Source organism: Corynebacterium sp. LaCa78 (assembly GCF_046717505.1).
Taxonomy (GTDB): domain Bacteria; phylum Actinomycetota; class Actinomycetes; order Mycobacteriales; family Mycobacteriaceae; genus Corynebacterium.
Genome location: NZ_CP177112.1, coordinates 2,094,152 through 2,116,278, shown reverse-complemented (window position 1 = coordinate 2,116,278; position 22,127 = coordinate 2,094,152). Strand labels below are relative to the sequence as shown.

Genomic DNA, 22,127 nt, shown 5'->3' with positions numbered 1-22,127 from the left:
TCGACTCGAACCGCGCACTTAACTTTTGACAACTCCTTAGGGACCATAGTCAGCAAGAATGTTCCAGCCCGATCTCTCGGCACACCAACGGTCACTGGCCTGTAGTTAGAATCCACGGTTTTCGGGTAGGTGCCGTTGCGGTAATTGTCTGTTCCAGCAGCAGCTTTGCCTTCCCCATCGCCGGGCTCATAGCCAAGGTGGGCATCCATCTCAGCATTTAAACCTCTAGTGATCGAGACTTGCAACATGCCCCGAACCAGGTCGTTGGCATCCGTTGTAGACGTGCCTAGGTCATCAATCAGTTTCGCGATTTCAGGGTTAGCAAGAAGCTTCTTTTCAATCGCATCAATCTTGGCCTTATCAACTTAGATCTCGTCGTGCCACACTAGTCATTCTGGCTTATCTCCTTATGCAGGTTGGGAACCTACACACAAACCATTAGACACTCTCTCAATAGCGGCCACCGAATCTGCATAGGAGACTTTGACATGCGCAAAGCCACCTCCCCAATAGAACCGGACGAATAAAGGAAACAGCCGAGCCGACTCCGTCGGCCCGCCGCAGTACCAACTACCCAGAACACAGCAGTACCGAGTCCCCAGTACACCGGTACCAAAACCTCGCATCTGACAGCGCTATCACCGCACGGTAATCCGTCGTAACCGGAGTCCTTCCGGTACGTGCCGCACCCGAGCGGTGTATCTCCCGGAATGAAGTGTCCCGAGCATTGTGAACTGCTACCGGTTTCACACTCAAGCGCTACCGGATGGTCACGACACTGCTACCAAATAGCCGGTCACAACAGATTCCATCACGGTGAAGTGCATGCCACATTGTCCGCACGCCTAAGACACCGTCATTATCCCGATGAATAGCACTAATGCGTTCAATTAGCACAACCGTCACGAAGGCGACGAGCACTTAAGCCCTCGGGCTTTGGACTGGCGATAACCACGCGAGGTGATAAACCCGCCAGCCCGGTTATTCTCTTAACGCCAGTGCAGATGAACTCGACAGAGAAATGATTCCGGTATTTATCGATGAACCGGATCATAATCGAGGCTTGGGGCCTGGTCGTGAGGCGAAAAAGCTGACGCGGCCTTCAGCAACTCGTTGGTATCTCGAAGCTGGTGATTTTCGCGGCGTAGCCTGGCATTTTCGGCAGCCACGTCTTCAGGAACAGGTTCTGGGGTTCTTCCTGCACGGCGAGCAGGCTTAAGTCCATTGACGAGCTGTGTGCCATGAAACCCCCAACTTTGAAGCTACTGCCTAGCATGCGGGGCGCATTGACATGTTTTCCGCCACGATGCGGTCCTCTACAAGACGAACCACACGGTCCTTTAAATCCTGATCAAAATTTTTCTTGGCATGTTCCAGATTTTCCCATCTACTCAAACGGAACAAAACCTGGGACACTTCAATATGTCAGTTTAGGCATCACACACTTGTTTTCCTTTTAGAATAGGTATAAAAACTTAGCTATAGAGCGGGACAGTACCCGCAGCTACAGAATACCGGCGTTGAGTCAGTATCTCAGGGCCGGATTCTTTTTATAGGTGGGGAAGCGCAGGCTTAAACGAGGGTTAAACGATATTTTGTAGGAATCGTTAATGTTCTCGGTCGATACAGCGTCATGGTGTGTACTTGCTGTCTGTGCGCTCTTTCGTTGCTTTGGCAGACATGGCTGGGCCAAATCGCGGGTAGCGGGCGGGATCGACTACCCTTGGCTAACGTGAGCGAGCAGAAGAATACTGAAGTAAACGATGTCCCTGAGCAGCTGCGCATCCGCCGCGAAAAGCGCGACCGCCTGCTCGAATCCGGCGTGGAGGCCTACCCGGTATCCGTCGAGCGCACCATCGCGCTTAAGGAACTGCGCCATGATTTCCGCGTAGTGGCCGAGGGCGAAGAGCCGGGCAATGAAGAGGGCGTGACCTACCTGGAGCCCGGCGAGGAAACCGAGGTCACCCACGCCATCGCTGGCCGCCTTATCTTCATGCGCAATACCGGTAAGCTGTGCTTTGCCACCTTGCAGGACGGCGATGGCACCCAGATGCAGGCTATGCTTTCGCAGGCCAAGGTGGGCAAGGAGCGCCTCGATGCCTGGAAGTCCGACGTGGACTTGGGCGACTTCATCTCCGTTAGCGGCCACGTGGTTGCTTCCCGCCGCGGCGAGCTGTCCATCATGGCTGAGGAATGGACCATGGCGGCCAAGTCCCTGCGCCCGCTGCCGGTGTCCTTCGCGGATATGGCTGAAGATACCCGCGTGCGCCAGCGCTATAACGACCTCATTATCCGCGAAGAGGCCCGCAAGAACGCCATGGTGCGCGTGAAGGTCATGCGCGCGCTGCGCAATTACCTGGAAAGCCAGGACTTTGTAGAGATCGAAACCCCGATGCTGCAGACCCTGCACGGTGGTGCGGCCGCTCGCCCGTTTATCACCCACTCCAATGCGCTCGATATTGACCTCTACCTGCGCATTGCCCCGGAGCTGTACTTGAAGCGCGCCGTCGTCGGTGGCATCGACCGCGTCTTTGAAATCAACCGCAACTTCCGCAATGAGGGCGTGGACCGCTCCCACTCGCCGGAGTTCGCCATGCTGGAGACCTACGCCGCCTGGGGCGATTACAATGATTGCGCCCGCATGACCCGCGAGTCCATCCAGTCCGTGGCTCGCGAGGTCTTTGGTTCCACCACCGTCACGCTTGCCGACGGCACCGATTTCGACTTCGGCGGCGAGCAATGGCCCGAAATCGAGATGTATCCTTCCCTGAACGAGGCCTTGCAGCGCAAGTTCCCCGGTCAGCCGGAGGTCACCATCGATACCGACGTGGAGACCCTGAAGGGAATTGCCAAGGTCATCGGCCTCGACGTGCCGAAGGGGGAAGGCTGGGGCCACGGCAAGCTGGTGGAGGAAATCTGGGAGGTCCTGTGCGAGGACCAACTGGAAGGCCCCATCTTTGTGAAGAACTTCCCGGTGGAGACCTCCCCGCTAACCCGCCAGCACCGTTCCGAGCCCGGCGTGACCGAAAAGTGGGACCTGTACGTGCGCGGCTTCGAGCTGGCCACCGGCTATTCGGAGCTTGTCGATCCCGTCGTCCAGCGCGAGCGCTTTGAGGATCAGGCCCGCCTAGCCGCCGGCGGCGATGAGGAAGCCATGGTCTTGGACGAGGACTTCCTCGCCGCAATGGAACAGGGCATGCCGCCCACGGCCGGTACCGGTATGGGCATGGACCGCCTGCTCATGGCCCTGACCGGCCTCGGCATCCGCGAGACCGTGCTCTTCCCGCTGGTAAAGCCAGAACAGAAGTAGCCATACCCGGCGCCCACTCGGTGCCCGCCCACGCGGGCACACGTTAGCGCCCCGACACCGGCTGCAGCCTTCCTTTGGCTGCAGCCTTTTTGTTTGCCCATTGCACCCGTCGCATGTGCCTCGCAGCCCGAGTCGCACGCCTACTTCTGCCTACCTCTGCCTACCTCTATCGACTTCACAAAAGTGCAACCTCCTCGGTGATATCTGAGCGAAAAATGCTACATTTCAGGGCCGAGTTTGCTCAGTTATCACCGAGGACCTATTGCATAGGAGGGTGCACAAAGGAGGTTGCGCATCAGACGCTGCACAATCCAGGCCGAACGGGAGTCGTTGTGTCTTGCAAACCGGGCCGCGAAAGGTGGGAGTCAAGGAGTACCTGGTGTTCTCAGGAGCCATCCGTGGCAAGCGGTCCAGCGGAGGTATCGCCGCGCAGGCGCTTGATGATGTTTTCTGCAGAAATCAGGCACATAGGCACGCCGACGCCCGGCACGGTGGTCGCACCAGCGTAGTAGAGGCCGGCCACCTTGCGCGAGGCATTGCGCCCGCGGAAGAATGCAGATTGAAATAGCGTATGCGCTGGCCCCAAAGCTCCACCTGACCAGGAGTGATAGCGCTCGGCAAAATCGGCTGGTCCGAGACTGCGTGTGATGGTGAGTCGCTCGCGGAGGTCAGGAATATCGGCGGTGCGGGAAAGCTGGTCGAGGGCGGCATCGGCAATAGCAGCAACGCGCGGGGAAGCCTCGGAGTGGTAGGCATCGCCGTGCCCGTAGGCTTCTGCAGCGGGTACGGGGATGAGGAAGAACAGGTTTTCGTGGTCTTCCGGTGCGACATTCGCGTCGGTGGCAGAAACCTTCGAAACGTAGATGGACTCAGAGGCGCCGAGGGGACGTTCTGGGTCCGGTGCGGAAAAGACCGCGCGGAAATCGGGGTCCCAGTCCTGGCTGAACAAAAAGGTATGGTGAGCTAGCTGCGGGAGCTTGCCCTGCACACCGGCAAGTACCACCACGGTGCCCAGCCCCGGATTGCGGCGGGCCCAGTAGCGCTCCGGATAGGTGCGCAGTTTCCGGGGAAGCAGCTGATTTTCGGTATGGTGCAAATCCGCGGCGGAGACCACAATATCGGCATCGATATGCCCGGTTGTCGTGCAGACGCCGGTGGCACGTGTGGAAGACCCGCTGGCGGTGGTGATGGCGGTGACCTCTTCGCCCAAGCGGAATGTGGCGCCGAATTTTTCTGCTTGGCGGTAAATGGCCTGCACCACTGCGTGGAATCCGCCGAGGGGGTAGCGCACGCCTTCCACCAGGTCGGTATGGCTTAAAAGGGAATACAGTGCTGGGGCCGCGGCGGGCTCGGAAGAGAGAAAAACCGCTGGGTAGCTCAGAATCTGGCGCAGGCGCGTATCCGAAAATTGCCCGTTGACGTGCTTTTGCAAGCTGGTAGTCAGCAGCGCTGCAATCCGCGCTAGCCGATGCCGAATATCTGCATGCACCAGGTTCAACGGCGCCGAAAATGTGGTGTACAAAAAGTGATCGAGCGCTACGTGGTAGGCGTCGCTGGCATCTGCTAAATAAGTGCGCACCTGGCTGCCGGCACCTGGTTCAATCGATTCGAAGAGGTGGGCAACGTTATCGGTCCCGGAATGTACATCCACGGGGGTGGGGCGCGCGGCGGTGCCAGGAGCGGACTCGCCGGGGCCGCCGGTATAGACGCGGTAATCCGGCGAGAGTCCCACCAGATCCAGTTCCTTTTCTGTCGAGGTACCGCAGAGGGAAAAGAAGTGGTCGAAGGCATCCGGCATGAGGTACCAGGACGGTCCGGTATCCCAGCGGAACCCCGCCTCCGTATAGCTGCCTGCGCGTCCGCCTACCTCGTCTAAGGAATCTACGACGGTAACCTCGTAGCCCTCTTTTCCCAGGAGGGCAGCGGTGGCAAGGCCGGCGATGCCGGCCCCGATGACGACAGCGTGCATGATGTTCTCCTTAGTATTCAGTCTTCGGCGGGGTTCTTCATCTACGTGCGATGCGCTATCGCACCGCACGCACCGCACGCACCGCACGCACCGCGCGGGCGGCCAGCCACGCCTTGGTGCGATTCGGCACGGATATGCGGGTGGTTTTTAACTCCGCGGCGGGGGTAGCGGCGAGCTGGTTGGTGAGCTCGGCAAAGATATCGGCGGCCGCGCGCACGCCAACGCGGGCGGATAGCGGCAAGAGGTGTATAGCTTTTTCGGCGGCGGCGAGCTCGCGGCGGATTTCGGCGATGAGGGCGGACTTGGCGGCCTCGGAAAGCTCGCCACCAGCGGCCTGCGGGAAATAGGCCCGGCCCAGGACCGAGGAGTCCTCGCCCAGATCCCGCAGGAAGTTAATCTTTTGAAACGCGGAACCCAAGTAGCGCGCACCGCGGTCCATCGTGGCGCGATCGGCGGCGGAGACGGTCTCTTCCGCCAAGAAGACCTGCACGCACAATAAGCCGATGACCTCGGCGGAGCCGTAGATATACTCGGCGAGCTCGGAAGCGGAATACTCCCGATGGGTGAGATCTGCGCGCATGGAATCGAAAAAAGCCACGAGATGATCGCGCTGGAAGCCGCAGCGCCTGGCGGTAATGGCATAAGAGTGCACGACGGGATCGGTGTGCAGCCTTTTCTCCGGCGCCGCCAAGATAGCGGCCTCGTAGGCATCGAGCGCGGCGGCGGCATCGATGCGGGCTTGATGTGCGGTGCCATCGACAAGCTCGTCCGCGATGCGCACCACGGCATAAAGGTGGCGGATGTCTTCGCGCACCCGCCCGCGCAACAGGCGCGTGGCCAGGGAAAAACTGGTGGAATACTGCCCCATAACCCGCGCGGCCGCGCGCGAGGCCGCCTGGTCATAGCGAGTCAACATACTTGCAAAAGTAGCACGCGCCCAAAGCGCCCTAGCGGTTGGTGGCCCGCGGCTGGCCCTCGGCAAAACCGGCCGCCGATTGCACGCCCACGGTGGCGCGCTCGTGGAAGCTAGCCAGCGAATCGGCCCCGGCGTAGGTGCAGGATGAGCGCACGCCGGAGATGATGCGGTCTACCAAATACTCCACGCCGCCGTGCTCCGGATCGAGGTAGATGCGCGAGGTGGAAATGCCTTCCTCAAACATCTCCCGGCGGGCGCGCTCGAAGGCCTCGGTGGCGGAATTGCGCCCGCGCACCGCCCGGCGCGAGGCCATGCCGAACGATTCCTTGTAGAACGATCCATCGGCGTCCTTGTGCAGGTCACCGGGGGATTCAAAGGTGCCGGCGAACCAGGAGCCAATCATCACATTGGACGCACCCGCGGCCAGTGCCAGGGCCACGTCGCGGGGATCGCGCACGCCGCCATCGGCCCACACGTGCGCACCAACCTCGCGGGCCGCGGCGGCGCACTCCAGCACGGCGGAAAATTGCGGGCGGCCCACGCCGGTTTGCATGCGGGTGGTGCACATCGCGCCGGGGCCCACGCCGACCTTGATAATATCCGCGCCCGCCTCGGCCAGCTCGCGCACGCCGGCGGCCGTGACCACGTTGCCGGCGGCAATCGGTAGGCCCAGATCCAGGGCCTTGACCTTGCGCAGCGCCGCCAGCATGCTGTCTTGATGGCCGTGGGCGGTATCGATGACGAGGACGTCAGCGCCGGCATCGGCAAGCGCCCGCGCCCTGCCCTCAACGTCGCCATTAATGCCCACCGCGGCACCGATGTGCAAGCGCCCCTGCTTGTCGATGCCCGGCTTATACATCGTCGCCCGCAGCGCACCCTTGCGCGTCAAAATGCCCGCCAGCGTGCCATCCGGATTGACCACTGGGGCGAGCTTGCGCGAGGTTGCGCGCAGGCGGGTAAAGGCCTCCTGCGGGTCGATGCCCACAGGCAAAGTGACCAAATCAGTGGTCATGAGCTCGCCCACGGCGGTGAAATTATCCTGCCCGCGCAGGTCCTTCGGAGTAATGATGCCCACAGGCAGCGCGCCGTCGACCACGATGGCCGCGCCGTGGGCGCGTTTGTGCAAAAGGTTGCTGGCATAGCCCACCGTGTGGTGCGGCTTGATGGTGATAGGGGTGTCATAGACCAGGTCGGCGGCCTTTACCGAGGCGATCGTTTCCGCCGCGGCCTCCAGGCTGAGGTCCTGCGGCAGGATGGCCATGCCGCCGCGCCGGGCGATGGTTTCTGCCATGCGGCGGCCGGCCACAGCGGTCATATTCGCCACGATGAGCGGGATGGTATTGCCCGTGCCATCGGCCGCGGTGAGGTCGACCGCCTGCCGCGAGCCAACATCTGAGTGGTTCGGCACCATAAATACATCCGAGTAGGTCAGCTCGTAGGGCGGGCGGGAATCATTGAGGAAATGCACTGTGAGATTGCCTAACGTGAATCGAGGGTGCAGGAAAAGACATCTAAATCATACGCCCCAAGTTTTGCAGGTTTAGCCAAGTCAGTATCCTGATTTGGTGTCTCAGAATCCCGCTCCGAAAATCTCCGCAGAGGTCATAGTCAACCTCACCATCTTGGTGCTCTCCGCGATGGTGATGATTTTGAATGAAACCGCCCTTTCGGTGGCGCTGCCCACCATCATGGCGGATTTCTCCATCCCGGCGACCTCCGCGCAGTGGCTGCTGACCGGCTTCTTGCTCACCATGGGTGTGGTCATTCCCACCACCGGGTTCCTGATGGATAAATTCACCACCCGGCAGATTTTTGGCGCCTCCACCGGCGTTTTCCTCACGGGCACGGTGCTGGCGGCCCTCGCCCCGGCCTTTGGGTTGCTGCTTGCCGGCCGCGTGCTGCAGGCCGCCGGTACCGCCCTGATGATTCCTACCCTTATGACCGTGGCCATGACGCTCGTTCCACCGCAACGCCGCGGCACCGTCATGGGCATTATCACCGTGGTCATCTCCGTGGCGCCGGCCCTGGGCCCCACCGTCGGCGGGTTCATTTTGAGCATGGCGACCTGGCACGTCATCTTCTGGACCATGGTCCCGCTCATCGCCGCCATTTGCATCGCCGGCTACTTCCGCCTGGTCAATGTGGGCGAGCGCAGGGATACCCCGCTCGATATTCCGTCGGTATTCTTATCCGCCCTGGCCTTCGGCGGGCTCATTTATGGCCTATCGTCCATCGAGAAGATGGTGGAGGGTGGCTCGCTTGCCGATGCCCTCGTGCTCCTCCTCGGCGTCCTCACCCTCATTACCTTTACCGTGCGCCAACTCCGGCTGGCTAAGGTAAACCGCGCGCTTTTGGACCTGCGCCCGTTTAAGGTCCGCAATTTCACCCTCGCGGTCATCGCCATGCTGCTCATGTTCGCCCTGCTGCTGGGCACGGTGAATATCCTGCCCATTTATCTACAGACCTCGCTGGCGGTATCCTCGCTGGTCACCGGCCTCGTGGTGATGCCCGGCGGCCTTTTGCAGGGCGGGATTTCCCCGATTGTGGGACGGATTTATGACGCCCTTGGGCCTCGGCCGCTGTTGATTCCCGGCGCAGTCATGTTTTCTACCGGCATCTGGCTGATGACCCTGCTGACAGAAAACAGCGAGGTGTGGATGGTCATCGGCATGCATATCCTGTTCGCCGTGGGCATCGCGCTCATGATGACCCCGCTGATGACGGTCTCGCTGTCCTCGCTTCCCGATGACCTCTACTCCCACGGCTCTGCCATTCTAAATACGCTGCAGCAACTCGCCGGCGCGGCGGGTACCGCCTTCCTCGTCGCCTTTTTGACCAGCGGCACCAAATCCGGCCAAGCCGAGGGGATGAGCGAGGCCGCCGCCACCGCCCAAGGCGCGCACTGGGCCTTCCTTTTCGCCGGCGTGCTCTCGCTTTTCGTGCTCGTGCTAGCGCCCCTGCTCAAGCGCGTGCCCGCCGAAGACTAGTCCCCGCGCCGGGAAGCTGCACGTCGCCCGACGCGCCGACGGAGTGGCCTCCGCGCGGGCGTTCCGGGCCATCCCGCCGCCGGTTATCTTGCGGCGCCTACTGCGCACACAGCGGCAGCTTTAGCCGAGCGGCTTCGGCATCGTCGCCCCACACCATGAAGATGGACTGAGTACCCTCCACGGCCATGACGTAGGTCTGCGGATCCGTTGAGGCCTCGTAGCTTTGGATGGTGCACCTATCGTTAGACAGCTCTACTGGGGCAGCGTCTGGGAGGACGGCATCGCGTTCTTCCACGCTGGGGTAGTAGGCGGCGGTGTAGTCGAAACCGTTTCCCGAGCAGGTGATCTTCGCTTCTTGACCATCCTCTGGGGCGCGGGAGGAACACTCCGCGCCGAGCTCGCCGTCTTGGCCGCTGCGCGAGCCAATCAGGCTCGGATAAGCATTCGCTAGGTTCTTTTCCTTGTCATCCCAGCTGGGGTAGGACAGGAAATACCACAACGCTCCCGCCGCAGCCACTGCGATGACGGCCAAAACAGAAATGAGCGCGATGAGCCCGCCCTTGCCCTTCTTCTTTGGCGGGGCCGCATTCATCGGTGGTACCGGCTGTTGCTGGTATTGCTGTTGATACTGCGGCTGATACTGGGGGCCCGCCTGGTTCTGCGGCGGGAACTGCTGCTGCGGTTGCGGTGGGAACTGTTGTTGCGGCTGGGACTCGGGCTCTTCGGCCTGCACCGGCGGGAACTGCGAAGTATCGAGATCGCGCTCGGGGCGCAGCGCTGCCACCACCTCTTTGGCGCTCGAGTAATCTTTGTCCGGCGTAAAGGAAGGGCACGTGGCGGCAACGAGTTTTTGGAAGGCGCGGACGGCATCGGCGCCGGTCACGCTCTCGGCCTTTTCTGGAGTTTTCTCGGCGGTTTCCTCCGCCGATTCCTCCGCCGTGCTGGCACCACCTGGGCCCGCGGCGGCGAGGACGGCGACCTCTTTATCCTCATCCACGAACACGCGCTCAGCCTTGAGCCCATGGACGGCGAAATCCGCGTGGTTGCGGCTAATCAGGAAATCCACCGCGCCGGCCACGGGGGTGAGGATTTCTTGGGCGCGGGGTTTGGTGGGGGCATCAGCAAGCGCGGGCAAGGCTGTGCCCTTACAGCCCTTGCGGACCAAGAATTCCTGGCCATCTGCGGTGGTGCCAGAGCCCTCCAGGGCGGCGAGCGCGGGGTGGTGCAGGCCGTGCAGGGCGGTAGAGGCCTTGACGATGCCCTCTACCCCCGCCGCGAAGATCTCCACCGTGAGTTCCTCATGGGTGGAGCCGTCCTCCACGGCAAAAAGGGTGGAATTGGGCCCCTCATCCAGCACTGCCTTTTCGTGCAGGTTGTGCTGGGAAGCAAAGAATTCGGGAAGGTGCGGCACGGCTGTTTTATTCCTTCGTATCTACGAGACGGCAGGGAGAATGTAGAAGATTCTAGGCTAAATAGAGCCTGTTCGCTACCGGCGTACACCCATGTGAGCTGCGAGTATGGGCGGTTTGGGGCGTTTATAGGGCAATGGGGGCCAAAAAGAGGAAATCCTTTGGGTCGTGCGGCGTTACAGTGGGTACCACATTAGAAGCGAAAGTTTAGGGGAGTCATGTTCGAGAGGTTTACAGACCGTGCTCGTCGCGTCATCGTTTTGGCGCAAGAAGAAGCACGCATGCTTAACCACAACTACATCGGAACCGAGCACATCCTGCTCGGCCTTATCCACGAGGGAGAAGGTGTAGCTGCCAAGGCTCTAGAGTCCATGGGCATTTCTTTGGAGGACGTGCGCCGTGAGGTAGAGGAGATCATCGGCCAGGGCAGCCAGCCGCACACCGGCCACATTCCTTTTACCCCGCGCGCTAAGAAGGTCCTCGAGCTGTCCTTGCGCGAGGGCCTGCAGATGGGGCACAAGTACATTGGCACGGAGTTCCTCCTGCTCGGACTTATCCGTGAGGGCGACGGCGTTGCCGCACAGGTGCTGACGAAGCTCGGCGCTGATCTGCCGCGCGTGCGCCAGCAGGTTATCCAGCTGCTGTCCGGCTACGAGGGCGGCCAGCAAGAAGGCGGCGGCGACTCGAACCAGGCCCCAGGCCCCATCGGCGCGGGCGCAGGTCCCGGTGCCGGTGCCGGTGGGCGCGGTGGTTCCGGCGGCTCGGGCGAGCGCTCCAACTCGCTCGTGCTAGACCAGTTTGGCCGCAACCTCACCCAGGCAGCCAAGGACGGCAAGCTAGACCCCGTCGTGGGCCGCGAGTCCGAGGTTGAGCGCATCATGCAGGTGCTCTCGCGCCGCACCAAGAACAACCCAGTGCTCATCGGTGAGCCTGGCGTTGGTAAGACCGCAGTGGTTGAGGGCTTGGCGCTGGACATTGTTAACGGCAAGGTCCCAGAAACTCTCAAGGACAAGCAGCTGTACTCGCTTGACCTGGGTTCTTTGGTTGCCGGTTCCCGCTACCGCGGTGACTTTGAGGAACGCCTGAAGAAGGTTCTTAAGGAAATTAACCAGCGCGGCGACATCATCTTGTTCATCGATGAGATCCACACCCTCGTCGGTGCCGGTGCTGCCGAAGGTGCCATCGACGCCGCTTCGCTGCTAAAACCCAAGCTGGCCCGCGGCGAGCTGCAGACAATCGGTGCTACCACCCTGGATGAGTACCGCAAGCACATCGAAAAGGATGCCGCGCTGGAGCGTCGTTTCCAGCCGGTGCAGGTCGATGAACCTTCGCTGGATGACACCTTCCTCATCCTGAAGGGCCTGCGCGATAAGTACGAGGCGCACCACCGCGTGTCCTACACCGATGAGGCGCTGCACGCCGCCGCGCAGCTGGCGGACCGCTACATCAATGACCGCTTCTTGCCGGACAAGGCCGTCGACCTCCTCGATGAGGCCGGTGCCCGCATGCGCATCAAGCGCATGACCGCCCCGAAGGGCCTGCGCGAGGTCGATGACCGCATTGCCGAGGTTCGCCGGGAAAAGGAAGCGGCTATCGATGCCCAGGACTTCGAAAAGGCCGCCGGCTTGCGCGATGACGAGCGCAAGCTGGGCGAGGAGCGCTCCGAGAAGGAAAAGCAGTGGCGCTCCGGTGACCTGGAGGAAATCGCCGAGGTGGGCGAGGACCAAATCGCTGAGGTCCTGGCGCACTGGACCGGCATCCCCGTGCTGAAGCTGACGGAGAAGGAATCTTCCCGCCTGCTCAACATGGAAGAGGAGCTGCACAAGCGCATCATTGGCCAGGACGAGGCGGTCAAGTCCGTCTCCCGCGCCATCCGCCGCACCCGTGCAGGCCTGAAGGATCCACGCCGTCCTTCCGGTTCCTTCATCTTCGCCGGCCCGTCCGGTGTGGGTAAGACTGAGCTGTCGAAGTCGCTGGCTAACTTCCTCTTCGGTTCGGATGATGACCTCATCCAGATCGATATGGGTGAGTTCCACGACCGCTTCACCGCTTCCCGCCTCTTCGGTGCTCCTCCGGGATACGTTGGCTACGAAGAGGGCGGCCAGCTGACCGAGAAGGTTCGCCGCAAGCCGTTCTCCGTGGTGCTTTTTGATGAGATCGAAAAGGCCCACAAAGAGATCTACAACACCTTGCTGCAGGTGCTGGAAGACGGCCGGCTTACCGATGGCCAGGGTCGCGTCGTCGACTTCAAGAACACCGTCCTCATCTTCACCTCGAACCTGGGTACCCAGGACATCTCGAAGCCGGTGGGCTTGGGCTTTACCGGCGCTAGCGAGAACGATTCGGACGCCCAGTACGAGCGCATGAAGGCGAAGGTTAACGACGAGCTGAAGAAGCACTTCCGCCCCGAGTTCCTGAACCGTATCGATGACGTCGTGGTCTTCCACCAGCTCACCCGCGAGCAGATCGTGCAGATGGTTAACCTGCTCATTGACCGCGTGGGTACCCAGCTGGAAGAGCGCGATATGGGCATCGAGCTCACCGATAAGGCCCAGAACCTCCTGGCCCAGCGCGGCTTCGACCCGGTTCTTGGTGCCCGCCCGTTGCGTCGCACCATTCAGCGCGATATCGAGGACCAGCTCTCAGAGAAGATTCTCTTCGGCGAGATTGGCGCCGGCGAGATCATCTCGGTCGACGTTGAAGGCTGGGACGGCGAGTCCAAGGACGACTCCGGCGCTACCTTCACCTTCACCCCGCGCCCGAAGCCGCTGCCGGATGACATCGATGAGCCCTCGCTTGCCGATGCCTCCGTGCGCGACAACAACCCCTCCGACGAGGCCGCCGACGGTTCCGCTTCGGATAATTCCGACTCCGATTCCGATGGCGACAACGGCGACGGTAACGGCGGCCCAGAGGGCGACGATCCGAAGGATGGTGGCCCGAAGGACGGCGGTTCCGGTTCCAGCAATGATGGCATCGACACCAACGGCGAGCCAGATGTCATTTCCCCGGACGTGCCTTCGGAAAAGCCGGGGCTCGGCAACTCCGACGACGATGGCAAGAACCCGCCACCGGCAGGCGCTGGCCATCCGATGTAACTAATCGGCTAAGCCCCGCCCCCGTGCGGGCCTGCATAAACCACCCACGGTTCCACCGCGAACCCTGGGTGGTTTTCGTATGCGCCCACCCATGGTCAGCTTGCTCACCAGCCGGGGCGGGCGAATGCCTCTGTCCAGCGGTATGGCGGTACAGCGGCCCGCTGGTTCTGTGGCGCAGCGTCGTGCACGGGGGTATTGCTAGAATGACCGGTTATGGGACTTCAGTATCGTTCGCGCAAAAAGACCGGCAAGAATAGCTGGATAAACATTTCCGGATCCGGTGCCTCTATGTCCACGAAGATTGGGCCGGTGACCTTTAATTCCCGCGGCGGCATGTGGGTCAACCTCCCGGGCGGACTCAACTTCCGCGGCCGCTGGCGTTAGCGAGTCGCTGCGCCTAAACGCTGGCAGGCCCGGCGGCCAGTTAGTCCGGCAGATGGAAGAGGCCGGCGGGGTTTTGCTCGGCGAGGCCATCGTCAAGCAGCGAAGCCAGCGCGCGGGAACGCTGCGCGGCATCGGGCCAGACTACGTCGATCGCGGACTGCGGCACTGGGTGATCGGCGGCGCGCAGCACGTCTAGGATTTTGCCGCGCACCTGCCTATCGGTCCCGGCAAATTTCTGCACGCGCTTTTTGGCGCGCGTTTGTTCCGCGGCGGAAGGTTCGGGGCATCCGGCGAGCTGCCAGGCGCAGGTCGCGCGCAGGGGGCAGCGCTTACAATCGGGATTTTTCGCAGTACACACCAGCGCGCCGAGCTCCATGAGCGCGGCGGAAAAACGCGGCCCATTGCGCTCGGGCAACAGCGCGGCCACAGCGGCGAGCTCGCGCTTGGAGGGCGACGGAGCGAGGAAATTCCCGTCTTCGGCGCGGGCATAGACACGGCGCACGTTGGTATCGACCACCGGCACGTTCTGGCCAAAGTGAAAGCACGCCACGGCGCGGGCGGTATAGTCGCCAATTCCAGGCAGCGCCAGCAGCTCATCCACGTCCGCCGGAACCTCGTCCATTACCCCCGCGCACTCCCAGAGCCGCAGCGCGCGCCGCGGGTAGCCGAGCTTGCCCCACGCGCGCAACACCTCGGCGCGGGAGGCTTGGGCGAAGTCCGCGGGGGTGGGCCAGCGCCGCATCCATTCCTCCCACACGGGGGCGACGCGCGCGACGGGGGTCTGCTGGCTCATGACCTCGGAAAGCAGCACTCCCCAGGCGGAGGTGCCGGGGCGCCGCCAGGGTAAATCGCGTTCATTGGCGTCAAACCAGGAAAGAAGTGCGTGCGTATCCATCTCGCAGGACAGTCTAGGGCATTAAAATATAGTTCATGCCATTAAGTAACGTTGCCCATAATCCGCAGGCGGTCTGGGAGGCCCTCCAGGCTGGAAACCAGCGCGTCATCGACGGCACCATCATGGATCTCAACAAGATTTATGAGCGTGACGGGCTCACCAAAGGCCAGGATCCCCGCGTGGTGGTCCTGGCCTGCTCCGATTCCCGCGCGCCCATCGAGCACATATTCAATATCGGCTTTGGCGATGCCTTCGTCATCCGCACCGCCGGCCACATCCTGGACGCCTCCGTGCTGGCTTCCTTGGATTATGCGCTCGACCACCTGCACCCCAACCTGCTGGTGGTGTTGGGCCACCAGTCCTGCGGTGCGGTGGCGGCCGCGGTGGATTTTGTGCGCGGCGGCGAGCTGCCCATCGGCCTGCAGCGGCCCATCATCGAGAAGGTCGCGACGTCCGCGTGGACTGCGGGGCCAGACGCCACGCTTGCCGATGTCGAGCGCCAACACACCCTCCAAACCGTCACCCAGGTCGTGGCCAGCATCCCCAACGTGCGCAAGCAGCTTGACGATGGCTCCTTCGGCATTGTCGGCGCCCGCTACCTCCTCGAGGACTCGCGCGTGGAGCCGTTGCACTCTTACGGCGTTGAGTTGACACGCGGAGCCCGCTTAGCGGATCCAGGCGCGTCTACCACTTAAAATTGAGCGTGTGAACCAGAATAAGCCCCTTCCAGAAGAGATCTATAAGCGCCGCCGGGTTGCCGCGCTTATCATCGTGATCGTCCTGGCCGTGGTGCTGATCTGGGCGGCGGTGGCCGCCTTTGGCGGCGATAGCGATGATTCCGTTGCCGCGTCCTCAGAGTCTTCGGCGGCGACCACGTCTTCGGAATCCACTAGCGAATCTGAAACCACGTCCGCGGATTCGACGAGCGAATCCGAATCCGAGTCTGCCTCTGAATCTGAGTCCGAGGCGGAGGAAGCAGGGGATGGGGCATCGGTAAGCAAGGAGCCCGAGGAATCCGTGCACGCCGCGAAGGATACCTGCTCGCTTGAGGACTTGGAGGTGCGCACCTCCATGCTCAACTACTCCGTGCCGGACGGCGAGCTGCCGAAGTTCTTTATGACCGTGACCAACCCCACCGCCGCGGATTGCACGATCGATCTAGATGAGAACTCGCTGCGCTTCGAGGTCTACAAGATGGCCGATAACCAGCGCGTGTGGTCCGATACCGATTGCTACGCCTCCGTACAGACCGGAGAGCAGACCTTCCCTGCGGGCAAGGAGCTGAAATTCGAGGCCGAATGGTCCCGCCAGGCGTCCGAACCGGGCAAGTGCACCGACCGCCCGACCGCCGAGCCGGGTGCTTACTTCGCCCACACGGTCATTGGCGATAATTCCTCCCCGCCGCAGGACTTCACCCTCCGCTAAGCGCGCGGCCTCCTTGCAGTCGGCCGCTCGGAAGCAGCTCGGGCAGAACCAGCTCGGGCGGAAATAGTCCGTGCGGGAGCGGGTCGCGTGGAAGCAGTCCGCGCAGAGCCAGCCCGGGCGGAAGCAGGTCGCGCGGGAGCAGACCGCACGGAAGTTCGCGCCGCTGGAGCACCCGGCTCCTCGTCACCAGCCGGGCTAGAACCGGCCAGCGGTTACGGTTGGTCTACGGCTGGACCGCGGCGAGGGCCTCGCCAAGCGTTGCAACTTGGCGCACCTGCATGCCGTCCACGGGGTTGATTTCCCCGCGCGGGACAATCGCCCGCTTGTATCCCAGCCGCGCCGCCTCCTGCAGGCGCCGCTCAACATTGGGCACCGGCCGCAGCTCGCCTGCCAGGCCCACCTCGCCGATGACCACGGTCTTCGCAGGCAGCGGCTGCTCGTGCAGCGAGGACCACGTGGCCAGCGCCACCGCGAGGTCGGTTGCGGTTTCGGTAATCCGCATGCCGCCCACCGTGGCTACATACGCATCCTTATCGTTTGTGCGCTGTCCGGCGCGCGCCTGCAATACGGCCAGCACCATGGGCACGCGGTTGGCATCGAGTCCGGTGACCACGCGCCGCGGATTCTTCGCCACGGGGTCCACGGTCAGCGCTTGGACCTCGGCGAGGATGGGCCGCACACCGTCCATGGCGACGGTCACCGCGGAGCCATCCGGCGTCGTGCCCCGGTGGGAAAGGAAGAGCCCCGACGGGTCCGCGACCTCCCTAATACCCCCGGCGGTTTGCTCGAAACAGCCCACCTCGTCGGTCGCGCCGAAGCGATTTTTCATCCCGCGCAGCATGCGCAAGCTGGACTGGCGGTCGCCCTCGAAGTTTAAGACGACATCGACAAGATGCTCCAAAACCCGCGGTCCCGCCACGTTTCCGTCCTTGGTCACGTGCCCCACCAGCAGCACGGGGATGCCGGTGGATTTCGCCAGCGACGTCAGCGCCGCGGTCACGGCGCGCGATTGCGCGACGCCGCCGGGCACGCCTTCCACCCCCACTGCATGCATGGTCTGCACGGAGTCCACGATGATGAGGCCGGGTTTTACGGCATCGACGTGCCCAAAGACGGCGTCCAGGTTGGATTCGGCCGCGAGGTACAGCGATTCCTGCAGCGCCCCGGTGCGCTCGGCGCGGGCGCGGACCTGGCCGGCGGATTCCTCGGCGGTGGCGTAGAGGACGGTGCGGCCGAGCTGCGCCCACCGGGAGGCGACCTCGAGAAGCAGCGTGGATTTGCCCACGCCGGGCTCGCCGGCCATGAGTACCACCGAGCCCGGCACGATGCCGGAGCCCAGCACGCGGTCGAGCTCGCCGATGCCCGTGCGCACCGTCTTCGTCGCCTGCGCGCCCACCTGCGTGATGGGCTGCACCGGGCTCGCAGGTGCCACGCTCGCATGCCCCCCGCTTGCCGATGCCCCCGCCACCACCGGCGCCTTTTCCTCCATCGTGCCCCACGAACCGCAATCCGGGCAGCGCCCGAGCCACTTGGGGGAGACATATCCGCATTCGGAGCAGGTGTGGATGGGGCGAGATTTTTTGGCCATGGTGTAGAGCCTAGAACGTGGCGGCAAAAACGACGAACGCGCCCGTACTCCGCAAAGTAGGGCGCGCGTGCGGTGGCTATTAGTGGTGCGAGTTACCGGTGTTCGCGTCGGTGGTGTAGCCCTCTGGGGATTCCACGTCGCGGTCGTACTTACCGGACTCCATCTGGGAGGCGGCGACGGTGGCATCGACCTCGATAGAGCCGTTGGAGAACTCGAAGGTAACCGGGCGGTGGCCGGCGTATCCAAAGTCATCGTTATCCAGGTGGGTGGCTACGTACTGCACGGTCTCGGAATCGTGATCCGGGGTTGCGTCCAGGTTCTTCTGGGAGTCCGCCACGATGGAGTGATCGCGCTTAAGCGGCTGGGTCTGCTTCATCTCGACGGTCTGGCCATCGACCTTCACGGACTTCAAAGTGATGACATCGGTTTCATAGCCCTGGTTGACGGCGTTGAACTTCAGCGCGGCGCCACCGTCAGGCTCTGTCAGGATGGTGACATCGCGGACGGCAATCTTATCGTCATCGGTGCTGGCAGAAGCACCATCAACCGCAGCTACCTTCTCTGCGGTCTGGGCGATGTGGCCTGCCGAGCAAGAAGCCAGCGCCAAAGCGGAGACGGCGGTAACGGAAATAATGGCACCGCGGCGGGCGGCGGACTTCAGGGACTGCACGTTGAGCATCCTCCATCAATTGCGATCTCAGGACTTATCAAATCTTTAGCCTAGTCCCTTTCGATATAAAGTACACAGTTTCTCGCTAACCTAGCGGGTAGTCCGTGGGGGTAATCGGGGGCATCCGGTGGTAGGCATGTCGCGCGTGATAAAATAGCGGCCTTAGTTATCGGCATATTCACGGGATTATAAGGAGTGGCAATGGAATATAAGGTCGGCGAGGTCGTCGTCTACCCGCACCACGGCGCGGCGGTCATCGAGGATATCGAAACCCGCGAAATGGGCGGCGAAGAGCTGGAATACCTCGTGCTGCACATTAACCAATCCGATCTCGTCGTCCGCGTGCCCAAGAAGAATGCGGATAACGTCGGCGTGCGCGATGTCGTGGGCAAGGAGGGCCTAGAAAAGGTTTTCTCCGTGCTGCGCGATGAGGACGTGGAAGAGGCCGGCAACTGGTCCCGCCGCTACAAGGCCAACCAGGAGCGCCTGGCTTCCGGCGATATCAACAAGGTCGCAGAGGTGGTGCGCGATCTGTGGCGCCGCGATCAGGACCGCGGCCTGTCCGCCGGCGAGAAGCGCATGCTGGGCAAGGCCCGCACCATCTTGGTGGGCGAGCTGGCGCTGGCGCAGCCGGTCGATGATAAAAAAGCCGATACCATGATGGAAGAAATCGACGCCACCATCGAGCGCCACCGCGCCGCAGGTCTAGTCGATGACCAGTCCATTACCACCGATATCGACAACGACATCGATCTCGATGACCTCTCCTTCGACGACGAAGACTAAACCCCGCGTTATCGCCTTAATCGCCGCGGCCGGGCAAGGCACCCGCCTCGGTGCGGAGGTGCCCAAGGCCTACGTCGAACTTCGTGGCCGCACCCTCTTGGAGCGATCCGTGCGCACCATGGCCCGCTCCGGCCTCGTGGACGAGGTCATCGCGGTGGTGAGCCCGGCCATGGAGGGGGAAGCTGGGGGCATCGTCAAGCGCGTGGGCGCAGATATCCCGGTGCGCCTGGTGCATGGGCGAGGCGAGCGCGCCGATTCGATCTGGGCCGGGCTGCAGGCCATTCCGGACGAGGATGCTGTGGTGCTCATCCACGATGCAGCCCGCGCGCTCACGCCCACCGCGATGGTCGAGCGCGTGGCGCGGCGCGTTCTTGTCGGCGCGCCCGCCGTTGTGCCGGTGGTTCCCGTGACCGACACCATCAAGGAAGTCGCCGGTAACGCCGTGGTTGGCACCCCTGATCGCGCCCGCCTGCGCGCCGTGCAGACCCCGCAGGGTTTCCGCCTCGCCGCGCTGCGCCAGGCCAACCTGGATTATTGGCGCGAGCAGCCGGATTTCACCGCCACGGACGACGCCAGCCTCATGGAATGGCACGGCCAGCGCGTGGAGACCGTGCCGGGCGATTTCCTCGCCTTCAAAATCACCACCCCCACGGACCTGACCCTGGCCCACGCCCTTGCAGAGGAGCAGCATGACTGAGCCCATCATTCCCCGCGTCGGCATCGCGACCGACGCCCACCAGATCGAAGCCGGCAAGCCCTGTTGGATTGCCGGGCTGCTTTTCGATGACACCCCCGGCTGCGAAGGCCACTCCGACGGCGACGTCGTAGCCCACGCGCTTGTCGATGCCCTCCTCTCCGCCTCCCACCTCGGCGATCTCGGCTCTTTCGTGGGGGTGGGCCGGCCCGAATACGACGGTGTGTCCGGCGCCCAGCTCCTGCGCGAGTGCCGTGAGCTGCTGGAAGCGGAAGGTTTTATCATCGGCAATGCCGCCGCCCAGCTCATTGGCCAGACGCCGAAGATGGGCCCGCGCCGCGAGGAAGCCGAGGCCGTGCTTTCGGAAATCCTCGGCGCTGATGTGTCCATTTCCGCCACCACGACCGACCATTTGGGCTTTACTGGCCGCAAAGAGGGCCGCGCGGCGGTGGCAACGGCCGTTGTCTGGCGGCGCCAACACTAACCCCGCGCACGGGTGATTTAGACTGGGGGCGTGAGTACTTTGCGCATTTTTGACACAGCCACCCGCAGCCAACGCGACTTCGAGCCGATCCGCCCCGGCCACGCCTCCATCTACTTATGTGGCGCCACTCCGCAGGCGCAGCCGCATATCGGGCACCTGCGCTCCGGCGTGGCTTTCGATATCCTGCGCCGCTGGCTGCTCGCGCAAGGCTATGACGTCGCGCTCGTTCGCAATGTCACCGATATCGATGACAAGATCCTCACCAAGGCCGCCGAGAATAATCGCCCCTGGTGGGAGTGGGTGTCCACCTACGAGCGCGAGTTCACCAAGGCCTATAACCTGCTCGGCGTGCTCCCGCCGTCCGTGGAGCCGCGCGCGACGGGGTTTGTCACCCAGATGGTCGAGTACATGCAGCGGCTTATCGACGCCGGCTTTGCCTACCCCGTTCCCGCCCAAGACGCCGAGGCCACCCCGCAGACCGATGGCGCGGCCGGATCCGTGTACTTTGACGTCGAGGCCTGGACCAAGGCGGAGGGATCCGACTACGGTGCGCTGTCTGGCAACCGCGTCGAGGAGATGGAACAGGGCGAGTCAGACAACGCGGGCAAGCGCAGCCCGCTCGACTTCGCCCTGTGGAAGGCCGCCAAGCCGGGCGAGCCGAGCTGGCCCACCCCGTGGGGTCGCGGCCGCCCGGGCTGGCACCTCGAGTGCTCCGCCATGTCGACGTACTACCTGGGCTCCAATTTCGATATCCACTGCGGCGGTTTGGACCTGCAATTCCCGCACCACGAAAACGAGATCGCGCAATCGCACGCGGCAGGCGATAAGTTCGCCAATTACTGGATGCACAACCACTGGGTGACCATGGCCGGCGAGAAGATGTCGAAATCGCTCGGCAACGTGCTTTCCATCTCGAACATGCTGGAGCTCGTGCGCCCGGTGGAGCTGCGCTACTACCTGGGTTCTGCGCATTACCGCTCCGTGCTGGAATACTCCGAATCCGCCCTGACGGAGGCGGCGGCGGGCTACCGGCGTATTGAGGGCTTCGTCAAGCGCTTTGCAGGCGTCGAACGTGGCGACTGGACGCCGGACTTTGAGGACGCCATGAACGATGATATCGCCGTGCCGAAGGCTTTGGCCGCTATCCACACCACCGTGCGCGCGGGCAATAAGGACCTGGCCGCCGGGGACGAGGACGCCGCCCGCGCGAAGGCCGCTCAGGTGCGCGGGATGGCGCACGTACTTGGATTTGACCCGCTGGAGTGGGAAGATGGAGGCGAAGCTAGCGGAGCAGACGCGGCGCTCGATGCGCTGGTCCAGGCAGAACTGGAACGGCGCACGCAGGCCCGCGCGGAAAAAGACTTCGCTACTGCCGATGCCGTGCGTGACCGCCTCACCGCCGCCGGCATCACCATTACCGATACCCCAGACGGCCCCACGTGGTCGTTGACCCAGCGCTAGACAGCTTTCCGCTGTTATTTTCGCTGGTTATTGAACGGTTTCCTCGAAAGG

19 protein-coding genes and 1 pseudogene are annotated in these 22,127 nt (G+C 62.8%); 11 read left to right on the top strand and 9 right to left on the bottom strand.

Annotation, left to right across the window (positions count from 1 at the left end):
* Positions 1-35: 35 nt before the first annotated feature.
* Positions 36-329 (bottom strand): annotated as a pseudogene (locus ACLI1O_RS10185) (transposase); the annotation flags it as partial.
* Positions 330-759: 430 nt separating this feature from the next.
* Complete coding sequence (locus ACLI1O_RS10180) at positions 760-897, bottom strand: IS3 family transposase (protein ID WP_349819793.1); 138 nt, start codon at positions 895-897, stop codon at positions 760-762.
* Between the two features lie 124 nt (positions 898-1,021).
* On the opposite strand from ACLI1O_RS10180, the gene ACLI1O_RS10175 reads away from it, so the two are divergent.
* Both ACLI1O_RS10175 and lysS read left to right on the top strand, forming a co-directional pair.
* Positions 1,022-1,219, top strand: a complete 198-nt coding sequence (locus ACLI1O_RS10175) for a hypothetical protein (RefSeq protein ID WP_156907259.1) — start codon at positions 1,022-1,024, stop codon at positions 1,217-1,219.
* A gap of 513 nt (positions 1,220-1,732) precedes the next feature.
* Positions 1,733-3,310, top strand: a complete 1,578-nt coding sequence (lysS, locus tag ACLI1O_RS10170; RefSeq protein ID WP_034657788.1) for a lysine--tRNA ligase — start codon at positions 1,733-1,735, stop codon at positions 3,308-3,310.
* A gap of 385 nt (positions 3,311-3,695) precedes the next feature.
* Here the strand turns inward: lysS and crtI are convergent, their stop codons facing one another.
* From crtI to ACLI1O_RS10155, 3 genes are read right to left on the bottom strand one after another with little or no spacing between them, the layout of a single operon-like run.
* Complete coding sequence (gene crtI / locus ACLI1O_RS10165; protein ID WP_239268425.1) at positions 3,696-5,279, bottom strand: phytoene desaturase family protein; 1,584 nt, start codon at positions 5,277-5,279, stop codon at positions 3,696-3,698.
* 55 nt (positions 5,280-5,334) lie between these two features.
* Positions 5,335-6,195, bottom strand: coding sequence for a phytoene/squalene synthase family protein (locus ACLI1O_RS10160; protein ID WP_023023924.1), 861 nt, complete (start codon positions 6,193-6,195; stop codon positions 5,335-5,337).
* A 31-nt stretch (positions 6,196-6,226) separates the two neighbouring features.
* Complete coding sequence (locus ACLI1O_RS10155) at positions 6,227-7,663, bottom strand: GuaB1 family IMP dehydrogenase-related protein (RefSeq protein WP_239268424.1); 1,437 nt, start codon at positions 7,661-7,663, stop codon at positions 6,227-6,229.
* Positions 7,664-7,760: 97 nt separating this feature from the next.
* Between ACLI1O_RS10155 and ACLI1O_RS10150 the strand changes: the two genes are divergently transcribed.
* Positions 7,761-9,182, top strand: coding sequence for an MDR family MFS transporter (locus ACLI1O_RS10150; protein WP_023023920.1), 1,422 nt, complete (start codon positions 7,761-7,763; stop codon positions 9,180-9,182).
* Positions 9,183-9,279: 97 nt separating this feature from the next.
* Here the strand turns inward: ACLI1O_RS10150 and ACLI1O_RS10145 are convergent, their stop codons facing one another.
* The gene (locus tag ACLI1O_RS10145; protein ID WP_239275357.1) at positions 9,280-10,593 is read right to left on the bottom strand and encodes a serine/threonine protein kinase; all 1,314 of its coding nucleotides are present in this window, start codon (positions 10,591-10,593) and stop codon (positions 9,280-9,282) included.
* A 216-nt stretch (positions 10,594-10,809) separates the two neighbouring features.
* On the opposite strand from ACLI1O_RS10145, the gene ACLI1O_RS10140 reads away from it, so the two are divergent.
* Positions 10,810-13,689 carry an ATP-dependent Clp protease ATP-binding subunit gene (locus tag ACLI1O_RS10140; protein WP_411706837.1) on the top strand — a complete coding sequence of 960 codons (2,880 nt, stop codon included), beginning with the start codon at positions 10,810-10,812 and terminating at the stop codon, positions 13,687-13,689.
* A gap of 213 nt (positions 13,690-13,902) precedes the next feature.
* Positions 13,903-14,073, top strand: a complete 171-nt coding sequence (locus ACLI1O_RS10135; protein WP_081443674.1) for a DUF4236 domain-containing protein — start codon at positions 13,903-13,905, stop codon at positions 14,071-14,073.
* Positions 14,074-14,113: 40 nt separating this feature from the next.
* On the opposite strand, the gene ACLI1O_RS10130 is transcribed toward ACLI1O_RS10135, so the two are convergent.
* Positions 14,114-14,968, bottom strand: coding sequence for an A/G-specific adenine glycosylase (locus ACLI1O_RS10130; RefSeq protein WP_239268414.1), 855 nt, complete (start codon positions 14,966-14,968; stop codon positions 14,114-14,116).
* A 35-nt stretch (positions 14,969-15,003) separates the two neighbouring features.
* Between ACLI1O_RS10130 and ACLI1O_RS10125 the strand changes: the two genes are divergently transcribed.
* Together ACLI1O_RS10125 and ACLI1O_RS10120 are read left to right on the top strand one after the other, a co-directional pair.
* Positions 15,004-15,663, top strand: coding sequence for a carbonic anhydrase (locus tag ACLI1O_RS10125; RefSeq protein ID WP_239268412.1), 660 nt, complete (start codon positions 15,004-15,006; stop codon positions 15,661-15,663).
* A 10-nt stretch (positions 15,664-15,673) separates the two neighbouring features.
* A complete protein-coding gene (locus ACLI1O_RS10120) occupies positions 15,674-16,393 on the top strand; it encodes a hypothetical protein (protein ID WP_239275359.1) in 720 nt (239 codons plus the stop codon).
* A 223-nt stretch (positions 16,394-16,616) separates the two neighbouring features.
* Here ACLI1O_RS10120 and radA read toward each other — a convergent pair whose 3' ends face one another.
* Together radA and ACLI1O_RS10110 are read right to left on the bottom strand one after the other, a co-directional pair.
* Entirely contained in the window at positions 16,617-17,981 is a 1,365-nt protein-coding gene (radA, locus tag ACLI1O_RS10115) for a DNA repair protein RadA (RefSeq protein WP_239268407.1), read from the bottom strand.
* A gap of 79 nt (positions 17,982-18,060) precedes the next feature.
* Complete coding sequence (locus ACLI1O_RS10110; RefSeq protein WP_239268405.1) at positions 18,061-18,660, bottom strand: hypothetical protein; 600 nt, start codon at positions 18,658-18,660, stop codon at positions 18,061-18,063.
* 192 nt (positions 18,661-18,852) lie between these two features.
* On the opposite strand from ACLI1O_RS10110, the gene ACLI1O_RS10105 reads away from it, so the two are divergent.
* From ACLI1O_RS10105 to cysS, 4 genes are read left to right on the top strand one after another with little or no spacing between them, the layout of a single operon-like run.
* Complete coding sequence (locus ACLI1O_RS10105; protein WP_005279544.1) at positions 18,853-19,437, top strand: CarD family transcriptional regulator; 585 nt, start codon at positions 18,853-18,855, stop codon at positions 19,435-19,437.
* The gene (gene ispD, locus ACLI1O_RS10100) at positions 19,409-20,134 is read left to right on the top strand and encodes a 2-C-methyl-D-erythritol 4-phosphate cytidylyltransferase (RefSeq protein ID WP_239268403.1); all 726 of its coding nucleotides are present in this window, start codon (positions 19,409-19,411) and stop codon (positions 20,132-20,134) included. The genes ACLI1O_RS10105 and ispD overlap by 29 nt, the downstream gene beginning before the upstream one ends.
* Complete coding sequence (gene ispF, locus ACLI1O_RS10095; RefSeq protein WP_023023902.1) at positions 20,127-20,615, top strand: 2-C-methyl-D-erythritol 2,4-cyclodiphosphate synthase; 489 nt, start codon at positions 20,127-20,129, stop codon at positions 20,613-20,615. Before ispD ends, ispF begins: the two co-directional genes overlap by 8 nt.
* Before the next feature lie 30 nt (positions 20,616-20,645).
* Positions 20,646-22,076, top strand: coding sequence for a cysteine--tRNA ligase (gene cysS / locus ACLI1O_RS10090; RefSeq protein ID WP_023023900.1), 1,431 nt, complete (start codon positions 20,646-20,648; stop codon positions 22,074-22,076).
* The last annotated feature ends 51 nt before the right edge of the window (positions 22,077-22,127 follow it).

Excerpts from the sequence above, each read along its gene's own strand:
- ACLI1O_RS10135 (WP_081443674.1), top strand. The coding sequence starts at position 13,903 with ATGGGACTTCAGTATCGTTCGCGCAAAAAGACCGGCAAGAATAGCTGG.
- ACLI1O_RS10110 (WP_239268405.1), bottom strand. The coding sequence starts at position 18,660 with ATGCTCAACGTGCAGTCCCTGAAGTCCGCCGCCCGCCGCGGTGCCATT.
- ACLI1O_RS10130 (WP_239268414.1), bottom strand. The coding sequence starts at position 14,968 with ATGGATACGCACGCACTTCTTTCCTGGTTTGACGCCAATGAACGCGAT.
- ispF (WP_023023902.1), top strand. The coding sequence starts at position 20,127 with ATGACTGAGCCCATCATTCCCCGCGTCGGCATCGCGACCGACGCCCAC.
- ACLI1O_RS10175 (WP_156907259.1), top strand. The coding sequence starts at position 1,022 with ATGATTCCGGTATTTATCGATGAACCGGATCATAATCGAGGCTTGGGG.
- ACLI1O_RS10105 (WP_005279544.1), top strand. The coding sequence starts at position 18,853 with ATGGAATATAAGGTCGGCGAGGTCGTCGTCTACCCGCACCACGGCGCG.
- radA (WP_239268407.1), bottom strand. The coding sequence starts at position 17,981 with ATGGCCAAAAAATCTCGCCCCATCCACACCTGCTCCGAATGCGGATAT.
- ACLI1O_RS10125 (WP_239268412.1), top strand. The coding sequence starts at position 15,004 with ATGCCATTAAGTAACGTTGCCCATAATCCGCAGGCGGTCTGGGAGGCC.
- ACLI1O_RS10140 (WP_411706837.1), top strand. The coding sequence starts at position 10,810 with ATGTTCGAGAGGTTTACAGACCGTGCTCGTCGCGTCATCGTTTTGGCG.
- crtI (WP_239268425.1), bottom strand. The coding sequence starts at position 5,279 with ATGCACGCTGTCGTCATCGGGGCCGGCATCGCCGGCCTTGCCACCGCT.
- ACLI1O_RS10160 (WP_023023924.1), bottom strand. The coding sequence starts at position 6,195 with ATGTTGACTCGCTATGACCAGGCGGCCTCGCGCGCGGCCGCGCGGGTT.
- ispD (WP_239268403.1), top strand. The coding sequence starts at position 19,409 with ATGACCTCTCCTTCGACGACGAAGACTAAACCCCGCGTTATCGCCTTA.